A 14810-nucleotide genomic window follows, 5' to 3' on the forward strand; every position below is an offset into this window, starting at 1 on the left:
ATCATCCCCGCTCGTGATCCCGATCAAGCCAAGCACGTCCCTCAGAAGGATCTCTGCGAGGTTGGGATAGAGCTGCCCGAGATTTACCAGATTGTCGGCTGCTCTGATCTTCTGGCCGATCTGCACGACATGCGTTGCCGGCGTCCCGATAAGCGCGACGGCTGCAAATGCGTGAGCATCGGCGGTGGCCTGGTCAATGTCGTCACCGGCAGCGGCAGCGCGGCTCACCTCGGCATGAAAGCTCGTAACTGCGGCTCGATAATCTGCAAGCACAACGGTCCAAGCTGCATCGCTCGCAGGATGCGGATTCGGTAGGGTGGTGTCAGTCATGATTCGCAAAGCTCCAATTTTGCGGTTGTGATTAGGGCGGGGTCGCTGGTTCCAGCCAACGGCCTCGCCCGCCATTTTAGGGGTTGGCCCTGCCCTCCCCGTTCTCGTTGATCGTCATCGACGGCGCATCACTTTGCGACCTCTCGATGAGCCTCCACAAGCTCCTCGATCACCTGTGCCAAGGGAATATCGCGCGAGTTTGCCACCTCGTATATGTATTCCATCGTGGCGGGCGAGAGCTTCACCGAGAAGGGCATCGACCGCCCTGCCCCACGTTTCCGGCGCGGTGGTTCGCTGTTCTGATTGGCTCTCAGGCGATCTACCTCGCTCGCCGCGATCGGCACATTGTCGAACCCGTGACGCAGCGCGGTCTCCCTGGCGCTGTCGTCGGCCGCAGGCGTCTCCGTTGCCGTACTACGCACCGATGCCAGAGGCAGGCCCAGGTTGCGCCTCTGAGGCTTTTGCGGCTCGGTCATGCGGCTTTCTCCTGATCGGCCAAAATCGCGTCGGCCACTGCGTTCGCAAGCGCGGCCCCCTCGGCCCGCGCCTTGTCGGTGCCCGGCACTTCGTCGCGCGGGAGCTGATCCAATGTGGTGCAGTATGAAAACAGTGACTTGTAGGCGGTGCGTTCGACAAACTGGCCGATCACCGGCACCCCTGCCTCTGCGAGTTGCCCAGCAAGCGCCGCAAACTCGCGAGACTGGAACCCTGTTGAAACGCGCGTCCATAGCAGCCCGTAAGGAACACTGCGTCCGTGCTTGCTTGGGGTGTCCAGAACGACGCGCACGGTTGCGATAGCGTCCTCCACGTCCGCCGCTGATGGGTTAGCCGGGATGATGACGAAATTGGCGTGGGCGATGGCAAACGGAACAACCATGTTCGCGCTTCCCTCCACGTCGATGATGACAATTTGCGCCTCGCTCTCGGCGGCACGGATCGTTGCAACAATCGTTTCTGCCTTTGCGCTTACGACCGCGATCTGTGGACCAGTTTGCCCCGCCTCGCCCCAGCGCATGACACGCTGGCGGGGATCGGCATCTATGATCCTGACGGTATAGCCCTGCTCGGCATATGCACCGGCCAACGCGATTGCCGTTGTGGATTTGCCGCAACCTCCTTTCGGGGATGCCAAGGCGATGACTGCCATTTGCTTTCCTTTACATTCATAGGATGCCCCGAACCTGCATGAGACAGCAAAGGCATGCGCATATCATACTGACACTTGAAAGCCTTGGAAAGCCATTTAATGGCAATGACAGCCTTGCAATGCCATTTACATGCCTGCACATAGCATTGCATGTATGTGCATGTAATTTGATTTGCATGTAATGTAATGGGCGGCGCGTAGCGCCGCCCGCACGCTTCAATCCTCGTCGCGATCGTCATCGGCGGGGCGGCCATTCTTCGCGATCACGGCCAAGCGATCAACAATCAGGTCAACGCCGTAAACGGTCTGGCCCTCGCGATCGTAGCGGGATTGGCGGATGCGACCAGTGATATGCACCAAGTCGCCCTTGGCCATCTTGGCTGCGCGCTCGATATTCTTGCCGAAACAGGTGACGCGGTTCCAATGGGTATCGTCCTCCCAATCGTTGCCGACCTTGCGGCCGTAGTTTGCTGCAACGTCGAGCGTTGCCACCTTTTCCTTGATCTCCGTGCTACCGATGCGACCGATGATGCGAAATTCAGCGATGTTCTGCATGTCCGTTCCTTCGTGCTGTCGTTGCTGACGCACTTTGGAGGGGCGGCCCCCCTGACGCGGGCAAGCTGAAAAACGGAGGGTCCGCTTGCGGAAACCGTTGGCGCGTAGCGGTGGTTTTCTGCTTGGGGCCGAAGGTCCGATCCCGCATGAGGCAGGGGGAGCCGCCCAGGTGCGTCAATCAGCAGTGACGAGCACGAGGGGATATGCTCGCTCGCACATTCATCACCGGCCTAGGTAGCTGCCCAAGGAAAGGCGACGCTTAAGGGGAGTGCGCTAATCGAAGGGAAGGGCAGGGGGGTATTCCATGGATCAAGCCTCGACTGGTTCGGCCAGTTTCTCAGCGCTGAGCCGTTTATAGATGGCCTGGCGGGTGACATTCAACAGACCCGCGACTGCCACCACGCTCATTTTGTGAGGTTCAGCCAGCAGCGTCTTGGCCTGTTTCCATTGATCCTCATTGATCGACACAGGCCGCCCCAGCTTCTTACCAGCGCGGCGCGCTGCTTGAATCCCCGCGTTGGTGCGCTCGCGGATTACATCACGCTCAAATTGGGCAAATGCCCCAACCATATGGAAAAACAACCGGCCTGCCGGTGTCACCGTTTCGATCTGCTCCGTGAGTGATCGGAACCCGACGCCAAGGCTTCCCAGCATTTCTAGTTCGATAATCAGGCCAGGGAGAGAGCGGCCTAGACGGTCGAGCCGCCAAACCATGATTTCGTCACCAGCTCGCGCGTGGCGCAACATATCGCCGTAGGCTGGCTTGAACACGGTGGAGCCGCTTACGCCCTTGTCCTCAAAGATCCGTTCGGCACCAGCGGCGCGCAGGGCGTCGATCTGCAACGCTAGGTTCTGCTCGCCAGTGCTGACGCGGGCATACCCGATCTTCATTAATCGTCTCCCAGATTTTTGGGCGTCACCTTTCGGCCATCAGCATCCTCATCACATACAGCTTGCGCTAATTCGGCATGGAAATGCCGATACCATTCAGAGGAGTGGACAGCAGGCGTGGTAGTCTGGATGCAAATATTCCAACGATCACCCGTCCAAATGGGAATCCCATTGAAGCACGTACCGCCTTCATCGCGCTCCACTTCCTCCGGTGTCGTTAATGCCACCATCCAAAGAGGGATTTCGCTATCAATCACAGTGATTTCAAACCCCGCTGCATGAAGTTTTTGCATGAAATTGGCCAGTTTCATGGGCATCCCTCCCGCTCCATTTCCTCAATGCGGGCGTTGAGAACATCGCGGGCCAGTTTCAGCCCTTCAAGCGAATAGGATTTGGCAATTGCTTTCTCGGTATCAAAGCCCTTCTGAAAATCGACACAATCCTGCCCGATGCTCATCCATAGACGAACTTCCGATTTTCCCTCGCGCGACTTAAGAAAACCGATTGATGACCGCTCAAATATATCGCCAACATAAGCCTTAATGATAGTATGCACGCTCTCGTTTACGGAGCGCCATTCTCTATTCGATAGCCTCTGAGGCATCGAGTCCATGACGGCTTCAATCATGTCGTCCCATTCAGGACCACCACCATTATCGGTATTAGCCATTATCATTCTCCCATGGATTGATGACCGGCACGCCGCCCGCCTCAAACGGCGCAACGTCGCGTGTCGCCACGGCATAGTCGTGCGCTGCCGCGATGGCCGCGATATAGCCGTCCGGTGTCGGGAAGCCGTTCCCCATGCGGCGCGCGGAAGCGGCCAGCTCGGCGTAATGTCGCGCGGCTTCGCTATCAAATGCCAGGATGCGGCCTGCGAATAGATCCTCTATGCAAGCAAAGGCCCGCAAAAGAGCGTCCCGCCTTTTGCCTTCCGGCAAACAGGCAATCCCGAATCTGATTTCTGCGATTGTGATGGCCGAAAGATAAAGTGTCTCTGCGCGCTGCGCGTCCAACCACGCAACGACAGCAGGCGAAGGCGATTGCTTCGTCATTTCCGATATGACGTTGGTATCCAGCACAATCATTCTTCAAAGCCTATCGGCTTGGCCGGCGCGCGATCGCGCGCGCCATCAATGATTTGAGCCTCATCCTCGGTAAGCCTGACACAACCCCAAACGTCGGTCATCGCTGTCCCGAGACGCTGGCGCTGGGAAGGAAAGACGGCGGAAGCGATCAGCTCTCGCACCTCGGCCTCCGCACTCCGGCCATGCTTCGCCGCCAGGGCTTTCAACCCTCTGTGAATGTCGTCCGGAATATTGCGGATCGTTAAAGCTGGCATGTCGCTCGCCTCCGTGATAGCATAATCAAGAAATGCTATCATTCAGGGCGAGGATGTCAACTTAATACGGAATTTTTTTCATTAAGTTGACAGACCAGAAATCGGCCGATTTTGGCAACGCATTTCTGCGGGCTTCCGGCGATGTGGTTGTCAGTCAACTAAACCACCGTTTTTTTGTCAGACCGATGCTGCCGTTAATGTCGGAGAGTGCGCTTGAGCATCCTGAAAATGTACTCTCCGACATCTGCATCGGCACCGCGCCAAATCGCTGCCCAGCGCGTTATCGCCATCGAGAGACACCGGTGTATCCTAACGAGCAGAAGGTTCGTTAGGAACAAGTGCCTCAGGGTTGGCACGGACAAGCTCAGCAATCGGATCGGGTAGAATAAACCAAGTAGGGATCCCACGGCTCTGCGGATTACCTAAGCCCTGAAACTTCTCACCTTTGTCACCGCCGTTCCAGCGAACCCCTGTGGCTGGCTCTCCATCCCATGACATTGATGCGACCGCATAATCCCCTTCGCCTCCGTCATAAATTACCTCGAGCCTCTCGACGCGGCCCTTGGGGGAAGTAACCAATCGTGGGTCGATATAGGCCATTGGCATCTCCAAAACTCTTACGTATGTATGTATGTGTGTCCGTCAGTCGGTTCAAGCCTATGGAATCTATACGCCGTGGCCAGTCAATGCATGTTGTACCCCACGACCCGAGAGGAGGATGGCCACGCAATGCGGTTATGTACCCCGTTTGTTCTTATCTGTTGTCTCCCAAATCACTCTCCTGTATGCCTCTCCTGAATTTCGAGCTGTCGCAACGAGTTTTCGGAGAAAGCATGTGATCGTGGGTTATGCTCGATTATCCACAAGAGATCCGTCTCCAGCGGTCCAGCTCGACGCTCTTCATCACGCGGGATGCGAATGTGTCTTCACGGAGAAAATGTCGGGAGCGCAACGTGAACGACCTGAGTTGAAGGCCGCGCTGAATTATCTCAATGCGGGCGACACCTTAATGGTGTGGAAACTGGACCGCCTCGCCCGTTCCACTCGGCAGTTGGTCGCGACGACGGCAGAACTGCAACGCCGTAATGTTGGATTGAGAGTTCTCACACAAGCGATCGACACCACCACACCTGGTGGAAGCTTAGTCTTCCATGTCTTCGCGGCGGTAGCAGAGTTCGAACGTGAGCTCGGCCACGAACGCACCCATGCGGGGCTAGCTCAAGCTAAAGCCATGGGCCGACGCGGTGGCCGAAAACCATCAATGGGACCCGCTGAGATTAAGCGGGCGCGAGCCATGCTGGCGAACCCAAGCATAACTGTTGGTGAGATTGCACAGCAGCTCGGTGTGCAACCTTCCACGCTCTATCGGCATATTCCCGGCGGCCGCAGTGCGGTTGTCCAGGAAAGCGTGATCTGCCCCCACCGAGTGGACCGGTTTGTTTGTTAGTGGATTATGCTCGCCGCCGCCATATCCGGGTGGAGGTGTAGCGAAGCGGAACCGGAGGCCGGATATGGCGGTGAGGCCGTTTCTGGGGCCGGTGGTCGATAGCCGAGGCTGCTGTGCGGCCGGACAGTGTTGTAGTGCCGCCGCCAGGCTTCGATCAGCACCTTCGCCTCGGCCAGGCTGTAGAAGATCTCGCCATTGAGCAGTTCGTCGCGAAGCGACCCGTTAAAGCTTTCATTATAGCCATTCTCCCACGGTGATCCCGGTGCGATGTAGAGCGTCTTCACCCCGATCTGGCCCAGCCATTGCTGGACGGCCGTCGCGATAAATTCACTGCCATTGTCTGACCGTATATTGGCTGGCGGGCCACGCGTGATGAACAGGTCCGCCAAGGCGGCCAGCACATCCTCATGTCGCAGCTGACGTGCGACGATGAGCGCCAGGCATTCCCTGCTGGCCTCGTCGATGATGGTCAGGATGCGGAACTTGCGGCCATCATGCGTCCGACCTTCGACGAAGTCGTAGGCCCAAACATGCCCTGGATATTCAGGCCGCAGGCGGATGCATGATCCGTCGTTAAGCCACAGACGCCCGCGCTTTGGCTGCCGCTGCGGGACCTTGAGCCCCTCGCGACGCCAGATCCGCTCAACCCGTTTATGGTTCACCGTCCAACCCGCATGGCACAGCAATGCCGTCACCCGCCGATAGCCGTAGCGACCATATTGCTTTGCCAACGCAATGATGTCCTCGGTCAGCGCCTGTTCGTCATCTGCCCCGCGCGGAACCTTGCGCTGTGTCGATCGATGCTGTCCCAGCACCCGGCAGATCCGTCGCTCGGACACCGGAAGCGCTCGTCGCACATGATCAATACAGCGTCGCCGCCGCGCGGGGCTCAGAAGTTTCCCCGGGCCGCCTCCTGTAATATCAGCTTGTCCAAGGTGAGGTCCGAGATCGCACGGCGAAGCCGCAGATTCTCCTTCTCCAGATCTTTCATCCGTCGTGCCTGGTCGGTCTTCAGGCCGCCATACTCTTTGCGCCAGCGATAATAGGTCTGCTCGCTGACCGCGATCCGGCGGCACGCCTCGGCTGTGCTCGCGCCCTGCGCCAGCACGATCTCAACTTCACGCAGCTTGCCGATAATCTCTTCCGGCTTGTGCTTCTTGCTTGGCATTCAAACTCCCTTTCGTGGTCCAGACTATCATAGTCTCTGGGCCACTCAGCGGGGGGCAGATCAGTCCAGCGCATCCATCATCTCGTCGAGGGTCTGCATGGACAGCGCGTTCAGCACTTCGGGACGATTAATCGTGATCGTCGCCACGCCTTCGATGCATTCCAGCGTGATGTGTTCGTAACGCATGTTCTTCTCCCTTGGAGCGACCCTTGGCTCATTGCCTGATCGGTCGCTCAAGTTGCTCGGTCCAGCAATGTGCGGCGGGAGGCGGAGAACGCGCCCAGCCATGATCGCGGCGAGCGCGAACAAGCCTCCCGCACTGTTTTGCGCCTCGCCGCGACGAAAGGGGCTCCGTCATCTACCCCCCGCCGACAGCCCTCAAGCCGAGCCGCCAGCGGCCGACACAGGTTATCACTTCACGGTCGGGAAGCCGAGGCGAGCGCGAAGGTCCGGATTCAGTTCGACAACGTGGAAACCGGTCGTGACGCAGGCGAACCAGATGTGCCCGGACTCGGGAACATAGCGTACATGCGACGTACACCCGTCGCTTACCTGGTCGTTCAACCCTGTCCAGTTTAGCCCGTTGCCACTTAGCGGGGTATCGGGATTCGCACCCGGCTTATAGTAGCCGACTTCAACCGGCTTTGTAGGATCGCGCAAATCAACGATCCTCACTCCGCCAGCGAAGAAGGGGAACAGACCAAGCCTCGTGTTCCTTGCATCGTCGACATCGTTGAAATGCGAGGCAACCGCGCCGAGGCGCTCGGTGATGTCTGGGATTGGGATGAAGCTCGCATAGGGATCCTCCTTCCGAGGAGTAAATCGTATCGCGTCGCAGTTCTCCTTGATATTCATTTGCAGCTTGAACTCGCCGACGACCTTTGGATTCTTCTCGTCCGCGATATTGATGATCCGCGGCCATGTTCCAGGACAGGCGCCCAGTTCGGCCGCACCCACCAGGTGTGGAACTCCGTTGATCGACGCGGGCACGACAGAATGCCAACCGCCTTGCTTGGCTTCGCCGACGAGCCTCATCTTCGGTTGAGAGCGCCCATCGACGATGTCGCTGTTATCGAGAATGTAGACGCTGCCGTTCTCCACAGGCACGTCCCCGGTTTCGGAGGCGACGACAGCCGCGTAGATCCGCCGCTCATCACGGCTGATCGACACTTCATGTGGCGTGAACCCAGCCGTCAATCCATTGGGTCGCGTGGCGCCGAAGCGGCCGAGATAGCGGGGGCGCTTCATGTTGCTGATGTCGAGCACATGCACGCCACCCTTCCCCGAACCGAGTCCGGGCACGACTTCTGTACCGTAGACGCGACGACCGTTGGGAGAGATTGTCACCATGTGGATGTTGGCGGGCCACTTGAACTCGCTCTGCAATTTGGGATTCAGGCAGTTCGAGGCATCGTAGATGCTGAGCCAAGCTGCGTCCTCCTCGCCCCGGCCAGCAATTCCTCCCGAGTAGGCGCCGGCGACGAGAACTTTGCGACCTGGTGCCGCAATCGCGTGCATCGTCTCTACCGCATCGATCGAGCCCCGGTCCCGCAGCAAGCGCACGGGCTTTGGAGCCCGGGGGTCCCTTACGTCGATAACCGCGACGCCCGCTGGCTCGCGGAGGAACAAGGCAGATCGGCTGTTGGCGGTTATCGGGCCTGTCTGCTTGAAGGTGGATACATAGGCACATTGATCGACCCATGAGAGCTGCAAATTGCCGCCGCGGTTCCAGATGTCCGTGCGACCGACGAGGCGAACGCCAGCATGATAAGGAAGTTTGGACCGGCCGCTCACCACGTCTTCGATCGTGGTTTGGCCCTGAAGCCCGGTTTCGGGGCGATCGCCGGGACCAATGACGACCTGGGAAGACGCCGGCCATCCGCTACACAGACAGGCTAGGCCGAGCGGGGCAACGACCGCGAGCCTCCGAATCTTGGTGGCTGTCACCGCAGTCAGGCGCGAAAGAGCCTCTGTGGTGCGGATCGTCGGTGAACGCCGCGATGCTCTATCGTGCGTCGCCGCCCCGATCTCGACCATGCCCGGCTTCATGACGCCGACCGGTTTGGCGGGCAAATCATCGGCAAGAACAACATTCCCATGCGCTTCGCTTAACATCCGCAACATCTTTCTCTCCTTTGCTTGGCGCGTCCTCAATCTTGCCACAACACATCGTGCGACACAGAGGAATTCGTAGCCCGTTGCGTTCGCCCGGGCGTCGCTGATATCGTCGAAATGAAGCCGGTCGCTGAGACGACGCTGCTTCCGGCCGCGCCTTCCGAAGATGTTGTCCCGGCTGCGGCGCTCACCGCTTGGTCCGCTTCACGAGCTCGGCCGCATAAGCTGGACGGCGCTTCTCGAAAAACGCGGCGACTCCCTCCTGAAACTCAGGCGCGCTGCCTGCAATGACCTGATTGCGGTCCTCCATCGCGATTGCCGCCTCGAGGCTCGGCGCATCAATTGACATCCGAAGGCATTCCTTCGTCAGCCTGAGACCGAGGGGTGACGTCGTCAGCATCGCGTCAAGGAGCGGCTCCGCGGCGACTTCCAAGTCCTCGTCAGCCACCACGCGGCTTACTAGACCCAGCTGCAAGGCTCGTTCGGCATGGATGAAATCCCCCGTCATCATCAGTTCGGCGGCGAGACTCGCCCCGACGAGACGGGGGAGGAAGTATGAAACGCCGATGTCGCATGCCGAAAGGCCGATCCGGACGAATGCCGCGTTCATCCGCGCACTGGCTCCGGCGATGCGGATGTCCGATGCGAGCGCCATGGCGAAGCCGCCGCCGCAGGCGGGACCATGGACCAGACTGACGATCGCTTGGGGGCAATACCGCATCTTCAGGACGATTTCCGAGACCCTCCGCTGGATTGCGAGGTGCGCGGTGGCGTCGAGATCGCCGCCGCCCGTCGCTCCGAGGTCGAGACCCGCGCAGAAGGCGCGTCCTGCCCCCCGCAGCAGCACCACACGGGTGTCGGTATCGCGGGACAGGCTGTCGAAGTACTCGTGTAGCGCCTCGACAAGCTCGGGACTGAGAGCATTCAGCCGATCGGGGCGGTTAAACGTCACCCAATCGACCGCGCCGCGCCGATCGATCTCAAGCGTCATCATCGACGGTCCGGAAGGGTAAGGGCGTCCGCCGAGGCGTCGCCGAGCAGGAGGCCACCATCGACCTCGAGCACCACCCCAGTGATGTAGCGGGCATTGTCGCTCGAAAGGAACAGCGCGGCATCCGCGATGTCGCGCTTTGTGCCGTAGTCCCGCAAGGCAAGACGGCTCTTCAACTTGGCGGTGGCCTCGTCCGACGGAGCAAGCCGGGCCATCCCCTCGGTGTCTCCGATCGGGCCAGGCGAGATGGCGTTGACGCGGATGCCGGCCGGGCCCCACTCCATCGCCAACGTCCCAGTGAGATTGTTGATGCCCGCCTTGGCCGCGCTCGCATGCGCCTGGAACATGACCGGGCGCTTGGCTTGGCCGGCCGTGATCGAGATCACAGACGCACCAGGCTTGCGAAGATGGTCGAACGAGGCTCGGAGCACGTTGAACGTGCCGAGCAGGTCAATCTCGACCACCGTACGGAAGGCGTTGGCCGACAGCCCGGTCGCGGGCGAAAGGAAATTGCCTGCGGCGCCAGAGATGACCACGTTGATCTCGCCCCACTTCTCGGTAGTTGCAGCGAACGCACGCGAAACGGCGTCGAAGTCGCGAACGTCGGCAACCACGCCGATGGCGTCGGCGCCCGTCGCCTTCACGCGCTCAGCCGCGACAGCAATCCGCTCCTCATTGCGGCTGATGACCGCGACGTTGGCGCCCATCTCGCCGAAGCGTTCGGCGATGCCGAGGTTGATGCCCGTGGATCCGCCAGCGACGAAAACGGTCTTGCCCTTGAAGGCGCCCTTACGAAACAGATCCATGATGTTTCCTTTTCGGCGTAGTTAGCCAGCTAGGGGCCGCGACCCCCGTCACATTGTAGAAAGCGAGCGTATGGCGCCGAAGGCATCCCAGTCGCGAACGGCGGCGCAGTTGCGCTGAACGAGGGTGGTCAGAAGCTCGACACCGCGTGCCGAGCGCTCGACGGTACGCGCGGCCGGCACGGTTGCAGCAAGCTGCGCCACGGCCTGAGCGCGGAACATCATTTCCGCCGATGCGAGATCGTAGGCCGGGGAAGCCTTGGCGAGTTCAGCTGCATGCTCCGCGATCCAGCGTCGATCGTGCTGGCGCCGCATGTCGACGGGCACGCTGCCCGTCAGGAAGTAGGCCAAATCGAACTGCGGGCTCCCGACCCCGGTCATCCCCCAATCGATGAGCCACGCCTTGATCCCGGACGGGCCCGCCTCGAACAAGATGTTGTCGACGCGCGGGTCGCCGTGCAGCACCGTCTTGGTGCCGACGGGCAGGTTCACCCAATCAAGATAAAGCTGCTCGAACCTGTCGATCAGCTCGTAATCGCAGGCGTCAACGGCGCTGCCGAGGAATTCCTTGAGCGCTGCGGCGCCTATCCGGTACGAATCATGAAACATTGCCGCACGGGGCTGGCGATCGAACAGCCAGTCACTCGGCTCCGTTCCGAGGAACTTGGCGTGGAGGTGTGACAGCGCCCGTACCACCGCGTCCGCTTCCTCGACCGAAGCGCCCCTGACCTGGTCGCCTGGCGTGGTTCGCGTCGAGAGATCTTCGAGGACGATGTTGGTGGCGCCCGTGTCGGGATTGGTCGCGGCGAAATATACCTTCGGCGCCGAGATGTCCGGATGGTCGCGCAGGAAGCTGTAGGTGTTGATCTCACGCTCATAGAAGCCCACCCGCTTGTTCGCAGCGTCGATCTCGGGGGTTGACCGGTTGAACTTGCAGAAAAGCGTGGTGGGATAGTTTTCGGGGTCGGCATTGTAATGCAGGACGACGCGAGCAGTCTCGCTCAGCGTGCCGTTGCCGATACGATCCACCGACTGGAGCACTCCAACGCGCGGGGTGCTCTTGTCGACAGAGGTTAAGATATCCTGGATCCAGTCGGTATCGATACTGCTCAGCGACGGCAGGATGGCGGGCTCGCGCGCCTCCCGCTCCGCACCGTCGCGACCCCACAGGCCGGGAATGTAGCCGGAATTCCAGCAGTGCGACAGGCGCCCTTCCTCCACCCGGAACACCTCAATGCCGCAGAGCTCCCGCTCACCCCCCTCCCGGATCGTCATGTTCCAGACTGAGCAGACATGATGCTCGTCGGCGACCAGCACCTCATGGGTGAAGAAGGGAAGCCTTGTCCGCTGCGCCGCGACGCGCGCGATCTGCTGATCGTGCGTGAGGCTCGTAACCTCATTAGCGTCGTGCCGGACGATAGGACTCGCACAGATTTCGCGGATCAGTTCCAGGTTCCCGTTGTTCCAGACTTCTTCCCAGTACAGGTTGATGAGTTCGATGCCCGAGCGATGCATATGAGGATCCTTGATGCTAAACTGAATATACTGGGACAGATACGGGTTGCGCGCGCCGCTTCACCGCGAAAAGGGGCGTCCGAGGTAATCTTCCAGGTCGCGCGCGTACCTGCGGGCGACGATGCAACCCTCGCCTTGAACGCCAGACGGCGATTCCGGCGGGGTCGCTTACTCATCTGGCCTCCTGTGCCGCCACCACCATGGCTGTCGTCAGGCCGGCGACCCACTCATCCCGCTGGTCAAATTTCCCGACCCACCTCTGTGGGTGTTTTACCATCAAACCCCGCGATCAAACATCTAACTGATTTGAGCTTGCAGGATCGCTCATCCGAACGACCCTGCCCGCATGGCGCTCGCTCGGATCAGAAGGAGCGGCTGAGGCGCGCGCCCCACGTCCTGGGGGCACCCCAGTGACCGATATATCCAACCCCGAAATTACCCGTAAGAGTCTTGTATGCCTTGTTGCCCAAATTGTTGACGAACAGCGACAGCGTGGTTTTCCTGTCCACATCGGAGATCGTCGCGTTTAGGTCAACCACGGTGTAAGGCCGTTGTCGGTCAAGGGCGTCGAGGTTGAAGTAGGAGAAGACGACGGTCGAATTGTGCCGCGCACTTGCGGTGAGTTCTAGCTCGTTCAACAGTTCTCCGCCAAGATCGAAACGCTTGGATGCACTCGCGTTAACGGTCCACTTCGGCGCGAAATTCAACGTCTTTCCAGCGAGATCGTAGGGGACGAGCGTCAGCGGCTCCGTCGAGGTGAACTCCGTGAACTCCGTGTGCACGTATGTGGGCGCAAGGGTGAAGGTGAGGTCGGGGACTGGGCTGTATCGGATCTCAAGTTCGGCGCCATACGCCTTCGCTTGCGCATTGTCCGTGAGGACGCCGATCGGGGGAACCTGCTTTTCGACCTGCAGGCCCGAATAGTCATAGTAGAAGGCCGCGAAGTTAGCAGTCAGTTTGCCGTTGAGCAGGCGGGACTTCACGCCAAGCTCGTAGGAATCGAGCGTCTCCGGTCCAAAAGCCGGCGCGGAGCCATCGCTTGCCGGCAGGTTGCCGCCGCCGCCCTTGTAGCCGCGGCTCCACTGGATGTAGCTCTGGATTTCTGGCGTGAAATCATATTGAAGGGCAACCTTTGGGAGCAACTTGGTTTTTTTGATGGTGCCGCCCGCGACTGCTACCGTAGGGATGAGGGGTTCAAGGCCCGAAATCGACTCATACTCATTCTTGTCGTAATTGAGGCGCATACCCACATTCAGCCTCAAGGCGTCCGTGAACGAATAGGTCGCGTCGAAGTATGCCGCAAAATTGTCCACTTTGGCTTGCTGGCCAAGATTTTGCGTCAGGACCGCCGCCGGATCCGGATTCTCGATGATGACATCTAGAACACTCTTATATTCCTCGTGGTAATAGAAGGCCCCGAGGATGAAATTAAATTTATCGAAATTTCCGAACAGGTTGAACTCCTGGCTTATCGATTCGGATCGACGCGGCCAAATCGCCGTATAGAAGTAGGGAAATGCGGTGCCATCGTCGTCGTTGGCGGTCCGCGTCTTCCCAAGGATATAGTTCGTCAGAGACTTGACGGTGATCGCATCGGACGCCTCCCACGTCACGCCTGCCTGGCCGATGAGCAGCTTGTTTACCGCACTGTGCGGGCGATTCGAGATCGCCTTCCAAGGCTCATTCGTCCAATCCACCCCTTCGACCCCGAGGCTGATCGGCCCAACCGGGCTCTGGTCGATCTTGGCCGCATTGTCCTCATCATAGCGGAGCGACAGGTCCACCGTCAGGCTAGACGTAGGTGTCAGGCGCAGCGCGACACGGCCATATTTGGCGTCCGTTCCGCCGCCAATACGCTCCACCACGTTAAGGGGCCTGAGGATGTTTTCGACCGGGCCATCCTGCTTCTCACGTCCGCCGCTGAGCCTGATCTGCACGCCATCGGAGAGTGGCCCTGAGACAAACCCGCTTATACCGACCTGATTGCGGCCTCCTACAATAGCGTCGATGCGCCCCGTCCACGTCTTGGTTGGGCTAGCGGAGATGAAGTTGACCGCACCGCCCGTAGCATTGCGGCCATAGAGAGTCCCTTGCGGCCCGCGCAGGACTTCGACGCGATCGAGGTCGACCGCGCGCAGGGTTCCCATGAAAGGCCGGGGCAAATAGGCGCCATCCGAATAGATCGCGACCGTCGGTTCGGACGAACCAGCCACAAGGGTCGAGCCGACGCCGCGGATAGTCACAATGGTGTTGCCGAAGTTGGGGACGAACACCAATCCAGGAATCACATTGGCCAGGGCTATGGTATCAGTGACGCCCCGGCTGAGAAGGGTGTCGCCACTCACGGCGGTGATCGAAGCGGGAATATCCTGAACGCTGACGCTGCGCCTCAGCGCGGTCACGACGATGTCGGAGCCGTCATTGCCGCCACTCGACGGCGGGGCCTGAGGCTCTGACGCGGCCGACCCGGGCTCGGTTGCGCCGGCACCCGCAGCCACGGGAGTCT

Annotated in this window: 18 protein-coding genes; 1 reads left to right on the plus strand and 17 read right to left on the minus strand. The window is 59.9% G+C overall.

Translation table 11 applies throughout. From position 1 onward, the window contains the following. The 10 genes from ON00_RS20985 to ON00_RS20755 form a co-directional block, all read right to left on the minus strand. A partial coding sequence (locus ON00_RS20985) for a hypothetical protein (RefSeq protein ID WP_010408944.1) occupies window positions 1-330 on the minus strand: 330 nt, incomplete at its 3' end. 128 nt (window positions 331-458) lie between these two features. Further along, window positions 459-806 carry a hypothetical protein gene (locus tag ON00_RS18925; RefSeq protein ID WP_010408947.1) on the minus strand — a complete coding sequence of 116 codons (348 nt, stop codon included), beginning with the start codon at window positions 804-806 and terminating at the stop codon, window positions 459-461. Next, window positions 803-1477 (minus strand): ParA family protein, encoded by a 675-nt coding sequence (locus tag ON00_RS18930; RefSeq protein ID WP_010408950.1) that lies wholly within the window; start codon window positions 1475-1477, stop codon window positions 803-805. The genes ON00_RS18925 and ON00_RS18930 overlap by 4 nt, the downstream gene beginning before the upstream one ends. A gap of 216 nt (window positions 1478-1693) precedes the next feature. Then, a complete protein-coding gene (locus ON00_RS18935) occupies window positions 1694-2032 on the minus strand; it encodes a single-stranded DNA-binding protein (RefSeq protein ID WP_010408952.1) in 339 nt (112 codons plus the stop codon). Between the two features lie 309 nt (window positions 2033-2341). Next, the gene (locus tag ON00_RS18940; RefSeq protein WP_010408953.1) at window positions 2342-2923 is read right to left on the minus strand and encodes a recombinase family protein; all 582 of its coding nucleotides are present in this window, start codon (window positions 2921-2923) and stop codon (window positions 2342-2344) included. Further along, window positions 2923-3234, minus strand: coding sequence for a hypothetical protein (locus ON00_RS20745; protein WP_148648491.1), 312 nt, complete (start codon window positions 3232-3234; stop codon window positions 2923-2925). Before ON00_RS20745 ends, ON00_RS18940 begins: the two co-directional genes overlap by 1 nt. Beyond that, on the minus strand, window positions 3231-3593 hold the full coding sequence (locus ON00_RS20750; protein WP_148648490.1) for a hypothetical protein: 363 nt from the start codon (window positions 3591-3593) through the stop codon (window positions 3231-3233). Before ON00_RS20750 ends, ON00_RS20745 begins: the two co-directional genes overlap by 4 nt. Next, a complete protein-coding gene (locus tag ON00_RS18945) occupies window positions 3586-4011 on the minus strand; it encodes a type II toxin-antitoxin system VapC family toxin (RefSeq protein WP_010408958.1) in 426 nt (141 codons plus the stop codon). Before ON00_RS18945 ends, ON00_RS20750 begins: the two co-directional genes overlap by 8 nt. Continuing rightward, entirely contained in the window at window positions 4008-4265 is a 258-nt protein-coding gene (locus ON00_RS18950; RefSeq protein WP_029623224.1) for a FitA-like ribbon-helix-helix domain-containing protein, read from the minus strand. The genes ON00_RS18945 and ON00_RS18950 overlap by 4 nt, the downstream gene beginning before the upstream one ends. A gap of 309 nt (window positions 4266-4574) precedes the next feature. Continuing rightward, window positions 4575-4865 (minus strand): hypothetical protein, encoded by a 291-nt coding sequence (locus ON00_RS20755; protein WP_154651469.1) that lies wholly within the window; start codon window positions 4863-4865, stop codon window positions 4575-4577. 235 nt (window positions 4866-5100) lie between these two features. On the opposite strand from ON00_RS20755, the gene ON00_RS20365 reads away from it, so the two are divergent. Further along, window positions 5101-5712 carry a recombinase family protein gene (locus tag ON00_RS20365; RefSeq protein WP_154651470.1) on the plus strand — a complete coding sequence of 204 codons (612 nt, stop codon included), beginning with the start codon at window positions 5101-5103 and terminating at the stop codon, window positions 5710-5712. Here the strand turns inward: ON00_RS20365 and ON00_RS18955 are convergent. The 7 genes from ON00_RS18955 to ON00_RS18985 form a co-directional block, all read right to left on the minus strand. Continuing rightward, a protein-coding gene (locus ON00_RS18955) for an IS3 family transposase (protein WP_086010597.1) occupies window positions 5709-6880 on the minus strand; the annotation gives its coding sequence in 2 pieces (ribosomal slippage) (window positions 5709-6616 and window positions 6616-6880; 1173 coding nt in all). The two genes, ON00_RS20365 and ON00_RS18955, sit on opposite strands and share 4 nt — an antisense overlap. 60 nt (window positions 6881-6940) lie before the next feature. Beyond that, window positions 6941-7066, minus strand: coding sequence for an enoyl-CoA hydratase-related protein (locus ON00_RS21275; protein ID WP_010408972.1), 126 nt, complete (start codon window positions 7064-7066; stop codon window positions 6941-6943). A gap of 225 nt (window positions 7067-7291) precedes the next feature. Continuing rightward, window positions 7292-9004, minus strand: coding sequence for an LVIVD repeat-containing protein (locus ON00_RS18965; RefSeq protein ID WP_010408975.1), 1713 nt, complete (start codon window positions 9002-9004; stop codon window positions 7292-7294). Between the two features lie 178 nt (window positions 9005-9182). Further along, a complete protein-coding gene (locus ON00_RS18970) occupies window positions 9183-9989 on the minus strand; it encodes an enoyl-CoA hydratase/isomerase family protein (RefSeq protein WP_006949678.1) in 807 nt (268 codons plus the stop codon). Next, window positions 9986-10792, minus strand: coding sequence for an SDR family oxidoreductase (locus tag ON00_RS18975; protein WP_006949676.1), 807 nt, complete (start codon window positions 10790-10792; stop codon window positions 9986-9988). The genes ON00_RS18970 and ON00_RS18975 overlap by 4 nt, the downstream gene beginning before the upstream one ends. A gap of 48 nt (window positions 10793-10840) precedes the next feature. Beyond that, entirely contained in the window at window positions 10841-12304 is a 1464-nt protein-coding gene (locus ON00_RS18980) for a phosphotransferase (protein WP_010408992.1), read from the minus strand. Window positions 12305-12666: 362 nt separating this feature from the next. Then, complete coding sequence (locus ON00_RS18985; RefSeq protein ID WP_010408994.1) at window positions 12667-14802, minus strand: TonB-dependent receptor; 2136 nt, start codon at window positions 14800-14802, stop codon at window positions 12667-12669. Between the last annotated feature and the right edge of the window lie 8 nt (window positions 14803-14810).

Source organism: Sphingomonas echinoides ATCC 14820, assembly GCF_000241465.1.
GTDB classification, from domain to species: Bacteria; Pseudomonadota; Alphaproteobacteria; order Sphingomonadales; family Sphingomonadaceae; genus Sphingomonas; species Sphingomonas echinoides.

Bases quoted from the DNA above. Each gene is read 5' to 3' on its own strand.
- ON00_RS18925 (WP_010408947.1), bottom strand. From the start codon at position 806: ATGACCGAGCCGCAAAAGCCTCAGAGGCGCAACCTGGGCCTGCCTCTG.
- ON00_RS18930 (WP_010408950.1), bottom strand. From the start codon at position 1,477: ATGGCAGTCATCGCCTTGGCATCCCCGAAAGGAGGTTGCGGCAAATCC.
- ON00_RS18935 (WP_010408952.1), bottom strand. From the start codon at position 2,032: ATGCAGAACATCGCTGAATTTCGCATCATCGGTCGCATCGGTAGCACG.
- ON00_RS18940 (WP_010408953.1), bottom strand. From the start codon at position 2,923: ATGAAGATCGGGTATGCCCGCGTCAGCACTGGCGAGCAGAACCTAGCG.
- ON00_RS20745 (WP_148648491.1), bottom strand. From the start codon at position 3,234: ATGAAACTGGCCAATTTCATGCAAAAACTTCATGCAGCGGGGTTTGAA.
- ON00_RS20750 (WP_148648490.1), bottom strand. From the start codon at position 3,593: ATGGCTAATACCGATAATGGTGGTGGTCCTGAATGGGACGACATGATT.
- ON00_RS18945 (WP_010408958.1), bottom strand. From the start codon at position 4,011: ATGATTGTGCTGGATACCAACGTCATATCGGAAATGACGAAGCAATCG.
- ON00_RS18950 (WP_029623224.1), bottom strand. From the start codon at position 4,265: ATGCCAGCTTTAACGATCCGCAATATTCCGGACGACATTCACAGAGGG.
- ON00_RS20755 (WP_154651469.1), bottom strand. From the start codon at position 4,865: ATGGCCTATATCGACCCACGATTGGTTACTTCCCCCAAGGGCCGCGTC.
- ON00_RS21275 (WP_010408972.1), bottom strand. From the start codon at position 7,066: ATGCGTTACGAACACATCACGCTGGAATGCATCGAAGGCGTGGCGACG.
- ON00_RS18965 (WP_010408975.1), bottom strand. From the start codon at position 9,004: ATGTTGCGGATGTTAAGCGAAGCGCATGGGAATGTTGTTCTTGCCGAT.
- ON00_RS18970 (WP_006949678.1), bottom strand. From the start codon at position 9,989: ATGATGACGCTTGAGATCGATCGGCGCGGCGCGGTCGATTGGGTGACG.
- ON00_RS18975 (WP_006949676.1), bottom strand. From the start codon at position 10,792: ATGGATCTGTTTCGTAAGGGCGCCTTCAAGGGCAAGACCGTTTTCGTC.
- ON00_RS18980 (WP_010408992.1), bottom strand. From the start codon at position 12,304: ATGCATCGCTCGGGCATCGAACTCATCAACCTGTACTGGGAAGAAGTC.